Here is a 17,806-nt window from a genome sequence, read left to right as displayed (position 1 = left end):
GCAGGCAATCTTTCGAAGTGACTTTGCAAGCCCAAGGAGCCTGCCCATGAGTGATGTCCACAGCGCATTGATCACCCGGTTCTACCAAGCCTTCCAGCGGTTGGATGCCGAGGCCATGGCCGCCTGCTACACCGACGATGTGGTGTTCAGCGATCCGGCGTTCGGCGAACTGCGCGGTCGTGATGCCGGCGACATGTGGCGCATGCTCACCACCCGGGCCAAGGATTTTTCCCTGACCTTCGACAACGTGCGCAGCGATGAGCGTACCGGCGGCGCGCATTGGGTGGCGACGTACCTGTTCAGCCAGACCGGCAACACCGTGGTCAACGACATTCAGGCCCGTTTCGTTTTTCGCGACGGCAAGATCTGCGAGCATCACGACCGCTTCGATCTGTGGACCTGGTCGCGTCAGGCGCTGGGTTTCAAGGGGCTGCTGCTGGGCTGGACGCCGCTGGTGAGAAACGCCGTTCGCGCTCAGGCCTTGAAGGGGCTGAAGGCATTCCAGGCCAGTCGCTGATAAGATCGCGGCTTGTTTCCTACAAGCCTTGATCGTCACGTGAACACCCAGAGCGAATCTTCCCTCATTGCCGCCGAATCGGTGCCGGTCAGCAAACCCTGGTTTGTCTACCTCGTTCGCGCGGCCAATGGCTCGCTTTACTGCGGGATCAGCGACGATCCCGTACGCCGCTTCGCCAAACACCAAAGCGGCAAAGGCGCACGCTTCTTTCTCTCCAGCCCGGCCATGGCACTGGTTTACACCGAAATCTGCCGCGACAAAAGCGAAGCGCTGCGCCAGGAACGGCTGATCAAAAAACTCAAGAAAAGCGCCAAGGAATGCCTGGTGGCGACCTTTGCTGCGGGCTTATCAATCTGAGTGATCATTTCCCATCAGGCAGATCTGTAGGCTGCCTGCGGATTGCGCGCTAAGCTGCGAATTCCTTTTCCGTGCGGCGGTGCCGAGCATGTCCGAGTTGATTCTGCATCATTACCCGACGTCCCCTTTCGCCGAAAAGGCTCGCCTGCTGCTGGGCTTCAAGGGGTTGTCCTGGCGCTCGGTGAAGATCTCGCCGGTGATGCCAAAACCCGATTTGACGGCCTTGACCGGCGGTTACCGCAAGACCCCGGTGTTGCAGATTGGCGCGGACATCTACTGCGACACTTCGTTGATCGCCCGTCGCCTGGAGCAGGAAAAAGCCTTGCCAGCGTTCTTCCCGGAAGGTCAGGAAATGATCGCCGCGACCTTCGCTGCGTGGGCCGATTCGGTAGTGTTCCAGCATGCTGTGAGTCTGGTGTTTCAGCCAGAATCGATAGCAGTGCGTTTCGGCCATCTGCCGCCGGAAGCGATCAAGGCATTCCTCGCTGATCGCGCCGGGCTGTTCAGTGGTGGCAGCGCTACAAAGTTGTCGGCCGGGCAAGCGCGGCATCAATGGCCGACGATCATGGCGCGCTTGGAGCAGCAGCTTCAGCGTGAGCAGGGCGATTTCCTGTTCGGCAAACCGTCGATTGCCGACTTCTCCCTGGCTCATTGTCTTTGGTTCCTCAAGGCGACGCCGGTGACTGCACCGTTGGTTGATGCTTATCCGGCGGTATCAGCATGGTTCGGGCGGGTGATGGGTTTCGGTCACGGCGCGTCCAGCGAGATGTCTGCCGAAGAGGCGCTGGAAGTGGCGCGCAACGCGACGCCGGCGGCTTTGCCGGATGAGCAGTTTGATGAACCGAATGGTTTTGAGGCGGGTCAGCAGGTGGTCATCGCCGCGACCGATTACGGTGTTGATCCGGTGGTCGGGGAGTTGCTGTTTGCCGGGCGTGAAGAATTGATTCTGCGTCGAGAAGACGAGCGTGGCGGCGTGGTGCATGTGCACTTTCCGCGGTTCGGGTTTCGCATCGAAAAACGCGGATAAACACACACTTGTGGCGAGGGGATTTATCCCCGTTGGACTGCGTAGCAGTCCCTTTTCTTTGGGGCCGCTTCGCAGCCCAACGGGGATAAATCCCCTCGCCACAGGTATTGATAATCCCGAGAGAATTATTTCAGGGCGGCGAGAATCTGGTCCGGGTCAAACCCGCGAATCAACGTCCCGTTCACATCGATGATCGGAATGCCGCCGCCACCCAACGCCTCATACGCCTTGCGCGCCTCGGCATCTTTCTCGATATCGAATTCCTTGTACGGAATGCCTTTCTGATCGAGAAAGCGCCGCGTCAGTTTGCAGTAACCACACCACTCGGTGGCGTAGAGCACGACATTGGCCTTGGCCTGGGTCTGCTCGGACACTACCTGCGAGGGGTTGAACACCCGCTCGATCTTGCCCCAGTTCTGATAGACCACGACCACCAGCAGGATCAGCAGGCATTTCTTCAGTACGCTGCCGAGCATCAGTTGCGTCGCTTGAGCTGGTCAGTCAGCTGAGTCGGCAGGCCTTTGATGATCAGCGTCCCGGCCTCTTCGTCGTATTCGATCTTCGAGCCCAGCAGGTGCGCTTCGAAGCTGATCGACAAGCCTTCAGCGCGGCCGGTAAAGCGACGGAACTGGTTCAGGGTGCGTTTGTCCGCCGGAATCTCGGGCGACAAGCCGTAGTCCTTGTTGCGGATGTGATCGTAGAAGGCTTTCGGGCGCTCCTCATCGATCAGCCCCGAGAGTTCTTCCAGGCCCATGGGTTCGCCCATTTTTGCCTGGCTGCTGGCGTAATCCACCAGGGTCTTGGTTTTCTCGCGAGCGGACTCTTCCGGCAGGTCTTCGCTTTCGACGAAGTCGCTGAAGGCCTTGAGCAGGGTCCGGGTTTCGCCCGGGCCGTCGACACCTTCCTGGCAGCCGATGAAGTCGCGGAAATACTCCGAAACCTTTTTGCCGTTCTTGCCTTTGATGAACGAAATGTACTGCTTGGACTGCTTGTTGTTCTGCCATTCGGAGACGTTGATCCGCGCCGCCAGGTGCAATTGGCCCAGGTCGAGGTGGCGGGACGGGGTCACGTCCAGCTGATCGGTCACTGCAACGCCTTCACTGTGGTGCAGCAGGGCGATCGCCAGGTAATCGGTCATGCCCTGCTGATAATGCGCAAACAGCACGTGGCCGCCCACAGAGAGGTTCGACTCTTCCATCAGCTTCTGCAGGTGTTCCACCGCCACACGGCTGAACGCCGTGAAATCCTTGCCGCCCTCGAGGTATTCCTTCAGCCAGCCGCTGAACGGATGCGCCCCGGACTCGGCATGAAAGAACCCCCACGCCTTGCCTTGTTTGGCGTTGTAGCTCTCGTTGAGGTCGGCAAGCATGTTCTCGATGGCGCTGGACTCGGCCAGTTCCGAGTCGCGAGCGTGGAGAACTGCGGGCGTGCCGTCGGGTTTTTTGTCGATCAGGTGGACGATGCAATGACGGATCGGCATGGGCTTCTCGGCTGATTGAAGAGAGGAGGGCGTGCTCCCCCAAAAAGTGCCAAGTGTACCGCAACCATTGGTTTCGGCGCGGTACGAAGGGCAATTCGCAGTCGCCCGGCAGCGCTTATGCGGTTTTTTCCTGTTTTAGAGCAATAAAGCTGACCAAATGGGTAGCTAGAGGCGGATATTTCCCCGTCTCTGTGCTAGTTTTGCCCGGTCTTACGCAAAGTCACTGCGTTAAGCGTGCATTCAGCATTTGTCAGGTCGAACCAAACCCTGATTTCGGTATCTATAACCCCGATCCCGTAGTTATTGGCCGAGGGTGCCAGATCCAGAAGATCGGGCTCGATGGCTGACACTGCACTCTGCAATCCATATGAATTTGATAGGGAAGGAACACTACATGGCTCTTACTAAAGACCAACTGATCGCCGACATCGCTGAAGCTATCGACGCGCCAAAAACCACCGCGCGTAACGCTCTGGACCAACTGGGCCAAATCGTTGCCGATCAGCTGGAAAACGGCGGCGAAATCACTCTGCCAGGTATCGGCAAACTGAAAGTGACTGAGCGTCCTGCCCGTACCGGCCGTAACCCTTCGACTGGCGCTGCCATCGAAATCGCTGCCAAGAAAGTTATCAAGCTGGTTGTGGCCAAAGGCCTGACCGACGCTGTTAACAAGTAAGACGCAGTAAAAAAAGCCGTGCTCCGGAGTGATCCGGGCACGGCTTTTTTGTGCCTGCGATTTCTCAAAACACCGCGAAGCCACTGTGGGAGCGGGCTTGCCCGCGAAAGCGGTGTGTCAGTCGACTTCAACAGTGGCTGACACACCGCTTTCGCGAGCAAGCCCGCTCCCACATTAGATTTTCGCAGCTTGGAAATAAACCTTACTCAGCTTTTACGCGCCCAACGCTCGCGCCAGACCTGTTGTTCGGATTTGGTCTGGAAGGTCCAGGCGACGAAGCGGCTTTGCTTCTGTCCCTGGGACATTTCCACCACCTGGCTTTCCAGTACGCCAGCCTTTTTCAGCGCCGTCTGAATCGCCGGCAGGTTCGAGGCTTTCGAGACCAGGGTGCTGAACCACAGCACTTTGTGCTGGAAGTGCGCGCTCTCGGCGATCAGTTGCGTCACGAAACGGGCTTCGCCGCCTTCACACCACAGCTCAGCCGACTGACCGCCGAAGTTCAGCACTGGCAGTTTGCGTTTCGGGTCGGCGCGGCCCAGTGCGCGCCATTTGCGCTCGCTGCCCTTGGTCGCTTCGTCCATCGACGCGTGGAACGGCGGGTTGCACATGGTCAGGTCAAAGCGCTCGCCCGGCTCGAGCAGACCCAGCAGGATGTGCTTGGGATTGCTTTGCTGGCGCAACTGGATGGCTTTGTTCAATCCATTGGACTGCACGATGGCTTTGGCGGCAGCCACGGCTGTCGGGTCGATTTCCGAGCCGAGGAAGTGCCAGCGGTAGTCGCTGTAACCGATCAACGGATAGACGCAGTTGGCGCCCATGCCGATATCGAGCACCTTGACCGGCGCACCGCGCGGGATTTCGCCGTCGTTGACGCTGGCCAGCAGGTCGGCCAGGAAGTGCACATAATCGGCACGGCCAGGCACCGGCGGGCAGAGGTAATCGGCCGGAATGTCCCAATGGGCGATGCCATAGAACGACTTGAGCAGCGCCCGGTTGAACACCCGCACCGCGTCCGGGCTGGCGAAGTCGATGCTTTCCTTGCCGTACGGGTTGATGATCACGAACTTCGCCAGTTCCGGCGTGGTTTTGATCAGCGCCGGGAAGTCGTAACGACCCTGATGGCGATTGCGCGGGTGCAGGCTGGCCTTTTCACGCGGTTCCACGGCTTTGGCCGGGGTGGCGGAGTCAGGCTTCTTGCGCGCAGGGCGGGGTGTGCGGGGGGCGGTCATGGGCGTGGTCGATTCGGGTATGGCTGAAAGTGGCGGGTATTGTCCCACATCCAAGCCTTGTGAACGCAATACCTGTGGGGGCGGGCTTGCTCGCGAAAGCGGTGTGTCAGTCAACTTCAATGCTGGCTGACACACCGCTTTCGCGAGCAAGCCCGCTCCCACAGGGATTTGTGGGGTTTGGCCGAGTGTGGCAGGCACAAAAAAGGGAGGCCGTTGCGGGCCTCCCTTTTTCATCACGCAGTGCCGTTACAAACTGGCAATCCGCGCATGCTGCTCGGCCAACTTGCCCAAAGCCTGTTCGGCTTCAGCCAGTTTGGCGCGTTCCTTCTCGATGACTTCGGCCGGAGCCTTGTCGACGAAACCGGCGTTGGACAGTTTGCCGCCCACGCGCTGGACTTCACCCTGCAGACGCAGGATTTCCTTGTCCAGACGCGCCAGTTCGGCGTCCTTGTCGATCAAACCAGCCATCGGCACCAGCACTTCCATCTCACCCACCAGCGCGGTGGCGGACAGCGGAGCTTCTTCGCCGGCAGCCAGAACGGTAATGGATTCGAGGCGAGCCAGTTTCTTCAACAGGGCTTCGTTCTCGGTGAGACGACGCTGATCTTCGGCACTGACGTTTTTCAGGAACAGGTTCAGCGGCTTGCCTGGACCGATGTTCATTTCGCCACGGATGTTGCGCGTGCCGAGCATCAGTTCCTTGAGCCACTCGATATCGTTTTCGGCCGCCGGATCAATGCGCTCTTCATTGGCCACTGGCCAAGGCTGCAGCATGATCGTCTTGCCTTCGATACCGGCCAGCGGTGCGATGCGCTGCCAGATTTCTTCGGTGATGAACGGCATGAACGGATGCGCCAGACGCAGCGCGACTTCCAATACACGAACCAGCGTACGGCGAGTGCCGCGCTGACGTTCAACTGGCGCGTTTTCGTCCCACAGCACTGGCTTGGACAGTTCCAGGTACCAGTCGCAATACTGGTTCCAGATGAACTCGTACAAGGCTTGTGCGGCCAGGTCAAAACGGAACTGATCGAGCTGACGGGTCACTTCGGCTTCGGTGCGTTGCAGCTGCGAGATGATCCAGCGATCCGCCAGCGACAGTTCGTAGGCTTCGCCGTTCTGGCCGCAGTCTTCGCCCTTGTCCAGCACGTAGCGCGCGGCGTTCCAGATCTTGTTGCAGAAGTTGCGATAGCCTTCGACGCGGCCCATGTCGAACTTGATGTCGCGACCAGTGGACGCCAGCGAGCAGAAGGTGAAACGCAGGGCGTCGGTGCCGTAGCTGGCGATGCCGTCGGCGAACTCGTCGCGGGTCTGCTTCTCGATCTTCTTCGCCAGTTTCGGCTGCATCATGCCGGAGGTGCGCTTCTGCACCAGGTCTTCCAGTTCGATACCGTCGATGATGTCCAGCGGGTCCAGGACGTTGCCCTTGGACTTGGACATCTTCTGGCCCAGGCCATCGCGCACCAGACCGTGAACGTAAACGGTCTTGAACGGAACCTGCGGCGTGCCGTCTTCGTTTTTCACCAAATGCATGGTGAGCATAATCATCCGGGCAACCCAGAAGAAAATGATGTCGAAACCGGTGACCAGCACGTCGGTGGAGTGGAATTTCTTCAGGAATTCGGTCTGCTCAGGCCAGCCAAGCGTGGAGAACGTCCACAGGCCCGAACTGAACCAGGTATCGAGAACGTCGTTGTCCTGTTGCAGCGCAACGTCCGGGCCGAGGTTGTGCTTGGCACGTACTTCGGCTTCGTCGCGACCGACGTAGACTTTGCCAGACTCGTCGTACCAGGCCGGAATCCGGTGGCCCCACCACAGCTGACGGCTGATGCACCAATCCTGGATGTCGCGCATCCACGAGAAGTACATGTTTTCGTATTGCTTGGGCACGAACTGGATACGACCGTCTTCAACGGCGGCAATCGCAGGCTCGGCCAACGGCTTGGTGGACACGTACCACTGGTCGGTCAGCCACGGCTCGATGATCGTGCCGGAACGGTCGCCTTTCGGCACTTTCAGCGCGTGATCGTTGATGCTGACCAAGAGGCCGGCAGCCTCGAACGCAGCAACGATCTGCTTGCGCGCTTCGAAGCGGTCGAGGCCGACGTATTCAGCCGGGATCTTGCCGTCGATGCTTTCGTTCAGCGTGCCGTCAAGGTTGAACACCTGACAGGCTGGCAGGACGTTGGCGTTCTTGTCGAAGATGTTCAGCAGCGGCAGGTTGTGGCGCTTGCCGACTTCGTAGTCGTTGAAATCGTGGGCTGGTGTGATTTTCACGCAGCCGGTGCCGAATTCTGGATCACAGTAATCGTCGGCGATGATCGGAATGCGGCGGCCGACCAGCGGCAGCTCGACAAATTTGCCGATCAGGGCCTGGTAGCGTTCATCGTTCGGGTTAACGGCCACGGCAGCGTCGCCGAGCATGGTTTCCGGGCGAGTGGTCGCGACGATCAGGTAATCATTGCCTTCAGCGGTCTTGGCGCCGTCGGCCAGCGGGTACTTCAGGTTCCACAGGAAACCTTTCTCGTCGTGGTTTTCCACTTCGAGGTCGGAAATCGCCGTGTGCAACTTGGTGTCCCAGTTGACCAGGCGCTTGCCGCGATAGATCAGGCCGTCTTCGTGCAGGCGCACAAAGGCTTCTTTCACCGATTCCGAAAGGCCATCGTCCATGGTGAAGCGCTCGCGGCTCCAGTCGACGGACGAACCTAGGCGACGGATCTGACGGCTGATGTTGCCGCCGGATTCATCTTTCCATTCCCAGATTTTCTCCAGGAATTTCTCGCGGCCGAGGTCGTGGCGGCTCTGGCCTTTGGCTTCGAGTTGGCGTTCCACCAGCATTTGCGTGGCGATACCAGCGTGGTCGGTGCCCGGCTGCCACAGGGTGTTGCGACCCTGCATGCGGCGGAAACGGATCAGGGCGTCCATGATCGCGTTATTGAAGCCGTGACCCATGTGCAGGCTGCCGGTGACGTTCGGCGGCGGGATCATGATGGTGTAGGACTCGCCCGCGCCTTGCGGGGCGAAGTAATTCTCTGACTCCCAAGTGTTGTACCAGGAAGTTTCAATGGCGTGCGGCTGGTAGGTCTTATCCATGCGCGGCGGGACCCTATTGGCATTAATTCAGGAAAAGCCGACGAGTATAGCGGGGCATGGGGCGCAGGGCGAGCGAGGGCGGACAGGCGCGGAGCGAATGTGCAAACCAGCTTTTGTGGCGAGGGGATTTGTCGGAACATCCTTTTGACATCAATCACTGGAAAGGAGGCAGATAGCTCCGGGCGTCAGATGGGTCTGTAGAGTATCGCCATCAGGCTTGATCGAGACGGCAGACAATCCCTCAAGAAATAGAAAAAGTAGGTAATTACATCGGGCATAAGTAAGTCTGTTTGTTAATGTGCATTGCTAATGCGTACATCATCAATCATGTCGGCGAATTTATTTCTGTATTTCCTCGATTGCGGTAAATAATCCAAAAAAAAAGCCACCCCTCAGGGTGGCTTTAAATCGATCATCACTTCTGATGATCTGGCGGTCACCTCTCCAGGTGACTTGTTTTGCTGCCAATGACGTTTTGTCAGCAAACTGGTGAAGTACTTACTTCATTTGGTGGAGCCGGGGGGATTTGAACCCCCGTCCGCCAGTACTCCGCTGTCGGTTCTACATGCTTAGCCCGTTCAATTAAGTTAACCCGTCGCGACCCGAGGGGCAGGGTGCTTGGGGCGAGCTGTGTAATATTTAGCCGTTACGTCCACAGCACACTACGCGGCGATTCTGTTCTGTATGACAATCAGGTCGGGTTTACAGAAATCCCCTACTGATTGCTGGCGCCGAGGCAGCCAGAAGTGCTTAAGCGTAGATCTTTTCCTCAAAGGAGGAAGCGTTCATTTCAGGAGCACCGTAGTTGGCGAATTTGGCAACTATTAAGTATGCAGCAGTGGATTTACGAGTGCTGTTACCCACTCGGCATGCCCCTAAAGTTTTGTTACCGACGTCGAATCCTAATCGGCCCCAAGTGCGCTAAGGCAGGGCAAATATAAGAAGGCCTGGATAAATAATCAACAGGTTTATTTGTGGGTGGTTGAGCGTTTTTTGAAAGTATTTAGTTGGTGTGTGCGGTAATTGCTCGGAGAAATAAACTATTAATTAGAATTGTTGTGTAGGGGGTTTATTTTCCAAAGTGAACTCTGAAAAAGACTTTCAGGTTTGGTGGAATACCCACCTCAATACGGGTTACAGCGACCCGGCGGTGGAAGATGCACGTTATGAGAACATCCTTCAGCGCAAGTTTTCGGGGGGGCTGGATCGGGATTCCCGATGAAGCGGCGAACTCAACTTCTGCCGCCTATTGGAAAAAGGCAAATTGGCGAGCGTAATTTTGCAGGTTCCCCAATCGTGCGCGATCAGGAATGCCAATACCGATAGCCAGATTCCATATTTGGGGGGGGCAAATATGGAATCTCTCACAGGTGGTTCAGTCGTTGTACTGGCTCAACAACCGTTCCAGCCGCGCGCTGAGGCGGCGTTTGATTTCGGTTTCGATGTGCGGGGCGAAATCGTCGATCACGTCTTGCATGATCAATTGCGCAGCGGCGCGCAGTTCGCGGTCCAGGTGCAGCAGGTCGTCGGGGTTCTTGCCGGGGGTAGCTGCTGACGGGGTGGCAGCGGCGGGTGGTGTCGGTTCGACGGTTGGCTGAGACGCGCTGACCGTGTCGAACAACATCGGAATCTGTTCCTGGTCTCCGTCCTCGACCGTGTGGGTCAGCAGGGGCGGTTGCAGGTTGTCATCGCCGAGCAACTGGCGGATCGACTCGAGGTCGTCCAGCAGGAGCGCGGACTTTTGCAGCGGTTTTGGAGTGTCCATCGGAATGCTCAGAGTCGCTGTAAACGGTGATCTTGCAGAGGATAGCCCTGTTCGCGGTAGAAACGGAAACTCTCCCGCGCCGCCGTGCGTATCGCCGGATCCTCGACCACCACTTCCGCCACGCGGGCGAACTTGTTGGCAAACGCCGGGACTTTCAGGTCAAGGTTGACCAGCAGATCCTGATGTTGACCGCAGTCATCGCCGAGACCCAGCACGATCAAACCGTCAGGTTCGCTTTCAGCGGGACCGTGGGGCACGAAGCTTTCGCCTTTGAAGGCCCACAGACGCGCATCGAGATCGTCACGCTGAGCGGCATCGCTGCAATGCAAGTAGATGCGATGGCCCATGCGCCAGGCTTTTTCGGTGAGCTTGCAGGCGAAATCCAGCCGTGCCGAAGGATCGGCGCTGGGCAGGATATAGAAGTCGACTTTGGTCATTGCGGTTCCTGGAATCCGGAGCGGATATACAACGTCTCCGGAATCTGTAGGAGCGAGCTGGCTCGCGAAGGTCGTCAACGATGACGCGGGAAACCTGGTTAATCGCGGCGATCTTGAGTTTTTCGCGAGCAAGCTCGCTCCTACAGTAGGCAGTGAGTTGATGTTTAGGCTTTGGCGCGGTCCAGCAGGTATTGGGTCAGCAGGGGAACCGGACGGCCAGTGGCGCCCTTGTCCTTGCCGCCGCTGGTCCATGCCGTGCCGGCGATGTCCAGGTGCGCCCAGTTCAGGTTCTTGGTGAAGCGCGACAGGAAGCAGGCGGCGGTGATGGTGCCGGCTTTCGGGCCACCGATGTTGGCGATGTCGGCGAACGGGCTGTCCAGCTGTTCTTGATATTCATCGAACAGCGGCAGTTGCCAGGCGCGGTCGTCGGCAGCCTTGCCGGCGCTCAGCAGTTGGCCGATCAGTTCGTCGTTGTTGCCCAGCAGGCCCGACGTGTGGGAGCCCAGTGCAACCACGCAGGCGCCGGTCAGGGTCGCGATGTCGATCACGGCTTGTGGCTTGAAACGCTCGGAGTAGGTCAGGGCGTCGCACAGCACCAGACGGCCTTCGGCGTCGGTGTTGAGGATTTCCACGGTCTGGCCGCTCATGGTGGTGACGATGTCGCCAGGACGCGAAGCGTTGCCGCTCGGCATGTTCTCGGCGCAGGCGAGGATGCACACCAGGTTGATCGGCAGTTTCAGTTCGAGCACGGCGCGCAGGGTACCGAAGACGCTGGCGGCGCCGCCCATGTCGTACTTCATTTCATCCATGCCGGCGCCCGGCTTCAGGCTGATGCCGCCGGTGTCGAAGGTGATGCCTTTGCCGACCAGAGCGTACGGCTTTTCGGATTTCTTGCCACCGTTGTATTGCATGACGATCAGACGCGGCGGCTGGGCGCTGCCCTGGCCAACGGCGTAGAACGAGCCCATGCCCAGTTCCTTGATCTTCTTCTCATCAAGGACTTCGACTTTCAGGGTTTTGAATTCTTTACCGAGGTTCTTCGCTTGTTCGCCGAGGAACGTCGGGTGGCAGATGTTCGGCGGCAGGTTGCCCAGATCGCGGGTAAACGCCATGCCGTTGGCGATAGCAGTAGCGTGTGCCACGGCGCGCTCGACTTCAGCCTGGGCGGCCTTGATGGTCACCAGCGTGACTTTCTTCAGGGCGCGAGGATCGGCTTTCTGGCTCTTGAACTGCTCGAAAGAGTATTCGCCGTCCACCAGGGTTTCCGCCAGCAGACGGGTTTTGCCGTAGCTGTCGCGACCCTTGACCACGACTTCGTCCAGCGCCAGCACGGCATCGCTGCCGCCCAGGCCTTTAAGGGTGTTGACGACGCCGGCGATGATTTTGCGGAACGGGCGGTCGCCCAGCTCTTCGTCCTTGCCCACGCCCACGAGCAGCACGCGTTCGGCTTTCAGGTTCGGCAGGCTGTGCAGCAACAGGCTCTGGCCAACCTTGCCAGCCAGGTCGCCGCGCTTGAGTACAGCGCTGATTGCGCCGCCGCTCAGTTCGTCGAGTTGTTTGGCAACGGCACCGAGCTTGCGGCCTTCGCCGACGGCGACCACCAGCGTGGCGGTTTTCAACGTTTCTGGGTTAACGCTTTTTACAACCAGTTCCATGTCCGGGTACCTGAATTGATGGTCAACACGCAAGGGCTCGATGGCATTCGATCGAGCCTGCTTATAAATAAGTAGTAAGACGCAAGTCACGGCCTGCGACAAAGGCCGCAGTTTGAACCTCGCTACCGGCGCCTGACAACCCTCGGCTCTACAATGTCGTGCCGACGGACTCTGTAGGAGCGAGCTCGCTCGCGAGGAACCCGAGAACACCGTGGGGTGTCAGGCTTCCCGCGTGATCGTTGACGACCATCGCGAGCAAGCTCGCTCCTACAAAGGGTACGCCGCAACATTGTTCGTTATCGTTGAGGGCGAGGGTGCGCACCGCATTGCGCAGTGACAGGCGCACCCAATCACAGGATAATGCGCCAACTTTTTTCGGCGGCTCTGTCTTGCGGGCTGCCTGATACGTTTGCTTGTTTGGCCGCCTTAGCCTGACAACCCTGGAGTGTCTGGTTTGATTGTCTTCCGTTATCTGTCCCGCGAAGTCCTGTTGACCTTGAGCGCCGTCAGCGCCGTGCTGCTGGTCATCATCATGAGCGGGCGCTTCATCAAGTACCTCGCCCAGGCGGCAGCAGGCCTTCTGGACCCGGGCTCGCTGTTCCTGATCATGGGCTTTCGTCTGCCGGGCTTCCTGCAGCTGATCCTGCCGCTGGGCCTGTTCCTCGGGATTTTGCTGGCTTACGGTCGCCTGTACCTTGAAAGCGAAATGACAGTGCTGTCGGCCACCGGCATGAGCCAGCAGCGTCTGTTCACCATGACGCTGTTTCCGGCCACGCTGGTTGCGCTGATTGTGGCCTGGCTGAGCCTGAGCCTGGCGCCACAAGGCGCCAATCAGTTCCAGTTGCTGCTGAACAAGCAGGACGCCCTGACCGAGTTCGATACCCTTGAGCCGGGTCGCTTCCAGGCCCTGCGTGACGGAACCCGGGTGACCTACACCGAGACGCTGTCGGATGACCGCATCCACCTCGGCGGCGTGTTCATTTCGCAAAAGAACGTCTCGTCCGACAAGAAGGATCGCGGGATTTCCGTGCTGGTGGCCGAGAAGGGCCGTCAGGAAATCCGCCCCGACGGTAACCGCTACCTGATTCTCGACAATGGCTATCGCTACGACGGCAACCCGGGACAGGCCGACTACCGTGCAATCAAGTACGAAGAGTACGGCGTATTGCTGCCGAAGCCGGATGTCAGCGACGAAGTCACCGACCGCGACGCGATGCCTACCAGCTCCTTGCTCGGCAGCGACGACCTCCGTTCCCGCACCGAACTGCAATGGCGTCTGTCGTTGCCGTTGCTGGTCTTCATCGTGACCTTGATGGCGGTGCCGCTGTCGCGGGTCAATCCGCGCCAGGGCCGTTTCCTCAAGCTGCTGCCGGCGATTCTTCTTTATATGGCTTACCTGAGCATCCTGATTGCCGCTCGCGGCGCCCTCGAAAAGGGCAAGATCCCGCCCGCGCTGGGCCTGTGGTGGGTGCATGGGGTTTTCCTGGTCATCGGTCTGGGCCTGCTCTACTGGGAACCCTTGCAGTTGAAGCGGGCAAGTCGCCGCAGCGCGCTGGAGGTGGCCCGTGGTTAAGCTCGATCGCTACATCGGCAGCAGCGTTTTCATCGCGATCCTGGCGGTACTGGGGATCATTCTCGGTCTGGCCACACTGTTTGCCTTCATCGACGAGATGGGGGAGGTCAGTGACACCTACACCTTGGTCGATGTGTTGAGTTACGTGCTGCTGACGGCGCCGCGCCGTCTCTACGACATGTTGCCGATGGCGGCGCTGATCGGTTGCCTGATCGGCCTCGGCAGTCTGGCCAGCCACAGCGAACTGACCATCATGCGCGCAGCAGGCGTGTCGGTCGGGCGGATCGTCTGGGCGGTGATGAAGCCGATGTTGGTGCTGATGCTGGTCGGTCTGTTGATCGGCGAGTACATCGCGCCGGCGACTGAAAGCACGGCGCAGGCCAATCGCTCGCTGGCTCAGGGCAGTGGCGATGCGCAAAGTGCCAAGCATGGCCTGTGGCACCGTCAGGGTGACGAGTTCATCCACGTCAACTCGGTGCAGCCCAACGGTCTGCTGTACGGCGTGACCCGTTATCGCTTCGACGATCAGCGTCACATGCTGTCCTCGAGCTTCGCCAAGCGTGCGGAGTTCGATAAGGATCACTGGCAGTTGAGCGATGTCACGACCACGCTGTTCCATGACAAGAGCACCGAAGTGGTGACGGCGCCGGTCGAGCGCTGGAACGTGGCGCTGAGCCCGCAGTTGCTCAGCACCGTGGTGATGTCGCCGGATTCGTTGTCGATCACCGGTCTGTGGGGTTATATCCACTACCTGGCGGATCAGGGGCTGAACAATGGCCGTTACTGGCTGGCATTTTGGGTCAAGGTGTTGCAACCGCTGGTCACTGCCGCGCTGGTACTGATGGCAATCTCCTTCATCTTCGGTCCGCTGCGTTCGGTCACCCTCGGTCAGCGGGTTTTCACTGGCGTGCTGGTGGGTTTCACCTTCCGCATCGTCCAGGATCTGCTGGGACCTTCAAGCCTGGTGTTCGGTTTCTCGCCGCTGTTTGCGGTGCTGGTGCCGGCGGGTGTGTGCGCTCTGGCCGGGGTCTGGTTACTGCGCCGGGCCGGTTGATATCGGGTATTTCCCGACCTCGTCGCTGATAAAAAACGCCCCTGTCGCAAGACCGGGGCGTTTTTTGTAGGTGCCGTCTGACCTGCGAACGTGACGCTTGCGCCGTGGATCAGGTACAATTCCCGGCTATTTTTCGGCGGGCTATGCCTGCAGCCTTTTTGAGTGTTGATCCGTGAGTGATTTGAGTCATATCCGCAATTTCTCCATCATCGCCCACATTGACCATGGCAAGTCGACGCTGGCCGATCGCTTCATCCAGATGTGCGGCGGCCTGGCCGAGCGCGAAATGGAAGCCCAGGTGCTGGACTCCATGGACCTGGAACGTGAGCGCGGGATCACCATCAAGGCCCACAGCGTCACCCTGTATTACACCGCTCGCGATGGCATCAAGTACCAGCTCAACTTCATTGACACCCCGGGCCACGTTGACTTCACCTACGAAGTCAGCCGGTCGCTGGCGGCCTGTGAAGGTGCGTTGCTGGTGGTCGATGCCGGTCAGGGCGTAGAAGCACAATCGGTTGCCAACTGCTACACGGCCATCGAGCAGGGCCTGGAAGTGATGCCGGTCCTGAACAAGATCGACCTGCCACAGGCCGATCCGGACCGTGTCAAAGAAGAAATCGAAAAAATCATCGGCATTGACGCTACCGACGCTGTCGAGTGCAGTGCCAAGACCGGTCTGGGCGTCGACGAAGTGCTCGAGCGCCTGGTGCAGACCATTCCTGCGCCAACCGGCAACTATGAAGATCCGCTGCAAGCATTGATCATCGACTCCTGGTTCGACAACTACCTGGGCGTCGTTTCCCTGGTACGCGTGCGCCACGGTCGTGTGAAGAAGGGCGACAAGATTCTGGTCAAGTCCACCGGCAAGATCCACCTGGTGGACAGCGTCGGCGTTTTCAACCCGAAACACACCGCCACCGTTGACCTGAAGGCCGGCGAAGTAGGCTTCATCATTGCCGGTATCAAGGACATTCACGGTGCACCGGTCGGTGACACCCTGACCTTGAGCTCCACACCGGACGTTGACGTGCTACCCGGCTTCAAGCGCATTCAGCCGCAGGTCTACGCCGGTCTGTTCCCGGTCAGCTCCGACGACTTCGAAGATTTCCGCGAAGCCCTGCAAAAGCTCACGCTCAACGACTCGTCCCTGCAGTACACACCGGAAAGCTCCGACGCCCTGGGCTTCGGCTTCCGTTGCGGGTTCCTCGGCATGCTGCACATGGAAATCATCCAGGAGCGCCTGGAGCGCGAGTACGACCTGGACCTGATCACCACGGCACCGACGGTAATTTTCGAGCTGTTGCTGAAAACCGGCGAAACGATTTACGTCGATAACCCGTCGAAGCTTCCAGACCTGTCTTCGATCGAAGACATGCGTGAACCGATCGTGCGGGCCAATATCCTTGTGCCGCAAGAGCACCTGGGCAACGTTATTACCCTGTGCATCGAGAAGCGTGGCGTGCAGCACGACATGCTGTTCCTCGGTACTCAGGTCCAGGTGACCTACGATTTGCCGATGAACGAAGTGGTCCTGGACTTCTTCGATCGACTGAAATCCACCAGCCGCGGCTACGCTTCGCTGGATTACCATTTCGATCGTTATCAATCGGCTAATCTGGTGAAACTGGATGTGCTGATCAACGGTGACAAGGTCGACGCCCTGGCGCTGATCGTGCACCGCGATAATGCGCACTACAAAGGTCGCCAGTTGACCGAGAAGATGAAAGAACTGATTCCACGGCAGATGTTCGACGTTGCGATCCAGGCCGCCATCGGCGGGCAGATCATTGCGCGGACTTCGGTCAAGGCACTCAGAAAGAACGTATTGGCCAAATGCTACGGCGGTGACGTTAGCCGTAAGCGCAAGCTGTTGGAAAAGCAGAAGGCCGGTAAGAAACGCATGAAGCAAGTCGGCAACGTGGAAATTCCACAAGAAGCCTTCCTTGCAGTGCTCAGGTTGGATAGTTAGGTCCTATGTCACTAAATTTCCCGCTGTTGCTGGTCATCGCCGTGTTCGTCTGCGGCCTGTTGGCGTTGCTCGATCTGGTTTTCCTGGCGCCGCGTCGGCGTGCCGCCATTGCCTCCTATCAGGGCAGCGTCAGCCAGCCTGATGGGGTGGTGGTCGAAAAACTGAACAAAGAGCCGTTGCTGGTCGAATACGGCAAGTCGTTCTTCCCGGTGTTGTTCATCGTGCTGGTGCTGCGTTCGTTCCTGTTGGAGCCGTTCCAGATCCCTTCCGGCTCGATGAAACCGACCCTGGATGTTGGCGACTTCATTCTGGTGAACAAGTTTTCTTACGGGATCCGCCTGCCGGTGATCGACAAGAAAGTCATCGAAGTCGGTGATCCGCAACGCGGCGACGTGATGGTGTTCCGCTACCCAAGCGATCCGAACGTCAACTACATCAAGCGTGTGGTCGGCTTGCCGGGCGACCAGATTCGCTACACCGCCGACAAGCGTCTGTTCGTCAACGGTCAGTCGATTGCCGAGCAACTGATCGGTTCCGAGCCGGGTACGCTGGGCAGCGCCGAGCTCTACAAGGAAAAACTCGGCGTCGCCGAGCACCTGATCCGCAAGGAAATGACCCGCTATCGCGCCTCGCCGGACCATACGTGGACCGTGCCTGCCGGGCACTACTTCATGATGGGCGACAACCGCGACAATTCGAACGACAGTCGCTACTGGGATGATCCGAGCATTCCCAAGGATCTGCTGGGCATGGTTCCCGACAAGAATATCGTCGGCAAGGCCTTCGCAGTCTGGATGAGCTGGCCGGAACCCAAACTCAGTCACCTGCCGAATTTCTCGCGGGTTGGCCTGATCAAGTAATCACACACGGCGCTGTTGAACACAGCGCCGAATGCATTTCTGGAACCGGCACAATCGGCGCCAGACGCATGAAAACAATGATATTCAGGACGTAATTTTTGAACACAGCGT

15 protein-coding genes and 1 other RNA gene are annotated in these 17,806 nt (G+C 58.7%); 8 read left to right on the top strand and 8 right to left on the bottom strand.

Features of this window, described 5'->3' with window-relative positions; genetic code table 11:
• Positions 1-46 precede the first annotated feature (46 nt).
• The 3 genes from ACA073_RS21320 to ACA073_RS21310 all read left to right on the top strand — a co-directional run bounded on the left by ACA073_RS21320 (position 47) and on the right by ACA073_RS21310 (position 1,901).
• On the top strand, positions 47-517 hold the full coding sequence (locus ACA073_RS21320) for a nuclear transport factor 2 family protein (protein WP_497399299.1): 471 nt from the start codon (positions 47-49) through the stop codon (positions 515-517).
• 39 nt (positions 518-556) lie between these two features.
• Positions 557-874 (top strand): GIY-YIG nuclease family protein, encoded by a 318-nt coding sequence (locus ACA073_RS21315; protein WP_497399297.1) that lies wholly within the window; start codon positions 557-559, stop codon positions 872-874.
• A gap of 88 nt (positions 875-962) precedes the next feature.
• Positions 963-1,901, top strand: a complete 939-nt coding sequence (locus tag ACA073_RS21310; RefSeq protein WP_497399295.1) for a glutathione S-transferase family protein — start codon at positions 963-965, stop codon at positions 1,899-1,901.
• A gap of 125 nt (positions 1,902-2,026) precedes the next feature.
• On the opposite strand, the gene ACA073_RS21305 is transcribed toward ACA073_RS21310, so the two are convergent.
• Both ACA073_RS21305 and yejK read right to left on the bottom strand, forming a co-directional pair.
• Positions 2,027-2,377, bottom strand: a complete 351-nt coding sequence (locus ACA073_RS21305) for a glutaredoxin family protein (protein WP_497399293.1) — start codon at positions 2,375-2,377, stop codon at positions 2,027-2,029.
• A complete protein-coding gene (gene yejK / locus ACA073_RS21300; protein ID WP_461953345.1) occupies positions 2,377-3,381 on the bottom strand; it encodes a nucleoid-associated protein YejK in 1,005 nt (334 codons plus the stop codon). Before yejK ends, ACA073_RS21305 begins: the two co-directional genes overlap by 1 nt.
• A gap of 394 nt (positions 3,382-3,775) precedes the next feature.
• Here yejK and ACA073_RS21295 point away from each other — a divergent pair, with 394 nt between their 5' ends.
• Positions 3,776-4,057, top strand: a complete 282-nt coding sequence (locus ACA073_RS21295) for an HU family DNA-binding protein (RefSeq protein WP_007905514.1) — start codon at positions 3,776-3,778, stop codon at positions 4,055-4,057.
• A 206-nt stretch (positions 4,058-4,263) separates the two neighbouring features.
• Here ACA073_RS21295 and rlmF read toward each other — a convergent pair whose 3' ends face one another.
• From rlmF to ACA073_RS21265, 6 genes are all read right to left on the bottom strand, one after another.
• Positions 4,264-5,286 (bottom strand): 23S rRNA (adenine(1618)-N(6))-methyltransferase RlmF, encoded by a 1,023-nt coding sequence (gene rlmF, locus ACA073_RS21290; protein ID WP_497399291.1) that lies wholly within the window; start codon positions 5,284-5,286, stop codon positions 4,264-4,266.
• A 246-nt stretch (positions 5,287-5,532) separates the two neighbouring features.
• Positions 5,533-8,379 carry a valine--tRNA ligase gene (locus ACA073_RS21285; RefSeq protein WP_497399289.1) on the bottom strand — a complete coding sequence of 949 codons (2,847 nt, stop codon included), beginning with the start codon at positions 8,377-8,379 and terminating at the stop codon, positions 5,533-5,535.
• A 508-nt stretch (positions 8,380-8,887) separates the two neighbouring features.
• Positions 8,888-9,293: a transfer-messenger RNA gene (ssrA, locus tag ACA073_RS21280) on the bottom strand.
• Between the two features lie 461 nt (positions 9,294-9,754).
• Positions 9,755-10,144, bottom strand: coding sequence for a DNA polymerase III subunit chi (locus ACA073_RS21275; protein WP_497399287.1), 390 nt, complete (start codon positions 10,142-10,144; stop codon positions 9,755-9,757).
• Positions 10,145-10,152: 8 nt separating this feature from the next.
• Positions 10,153-10,581: a DNA polymerase III subunit chi gene (locus ACA073_RS21270; RefSeq protein ID WP_497399285.1), complete on the bottom strand. Its 429-nt coding sequence runs from the start codon at positions 10,579-10,581 to the stop codon at positions 10,153-10,155.
• Between the two features lie 164 nt (positions 10,582-10,745).
• Positions 10,746-12,236, bottom strand: a complete 1,491-nt coding sequence (locus tag ACA073_RS21265; protein ID WP_497399283.1) for a leucyl aminopeptidase — start codon at positions 12,234-12,236, stop codon at positions 10,746-10,748.
• Positions 12,237-12,690: 454 nt separating this feature from the next.
• Here ACA073_RS21265 and lptF point away from each other — a divergent pair, with 454 nt between their 5' ends.
• From lptF to lepB, 4 genes are all read left to right on the top strand, one after another.
• Positions 12,691-13,809: an LPS export ABC transporter permease LptF gene (gene lptF, locus ACA073_RS21260; protein ID WP_497399281.1), complete on the top strand. Its 1,119-nt coding sequence runs from the start codon at positions 12,691-12,693 to the stop codon at positions 13,807-13,809.
• Positions 13,802-14,863 (top strand): LPS export ABC transporter permease LptG, encoded by a 1,062-nt coding sequence (gene lptG, locus ACA073_RS21255; RefSeq protein ID WP_497399279.1) that lies wholly within the window; start codon positions 13,802-13,804, stop codon positions 14,861-14,863. The genes lptF and lptG overlap by 8 nt, the downstream gene beginning before the upstream one ends.
• A gap of 172 nt (positions 14,864-15,035) precedes the next feature.
• Positions 15,036-16,835, top strand: coding sequence for a translation elongation factor 4 (gene lepA / locus ACA073_RS21250; protein ID WP_497399277.1), 1,800 nt, complete (start codon positions 15,036-15,038; stop codon positions 16,833-16,835).
• A 5-nt stretch (positions 16,836-16,840) separates the two neighbouring features.
• A complete protein-coding gene (lepB, locus tag ACA073_RS21245; RefSeq protein ID WP_497399275.1) occupies positions 16,841-17,695 on the top strand; it encodes a signal peptidase I in 855 nt (284 codons plus the stop codon).
• Positions 17,696-17,806 lie beyond the last annotated feature (111 nt).

This window comes from Pseudomonas sp. LBUM1670, assembly GCF_059695695.1.
Note: the sequence above shows the minus strand (reverse complement) of the source record. Positions and strands in the feature narration are given on the sequence as shown.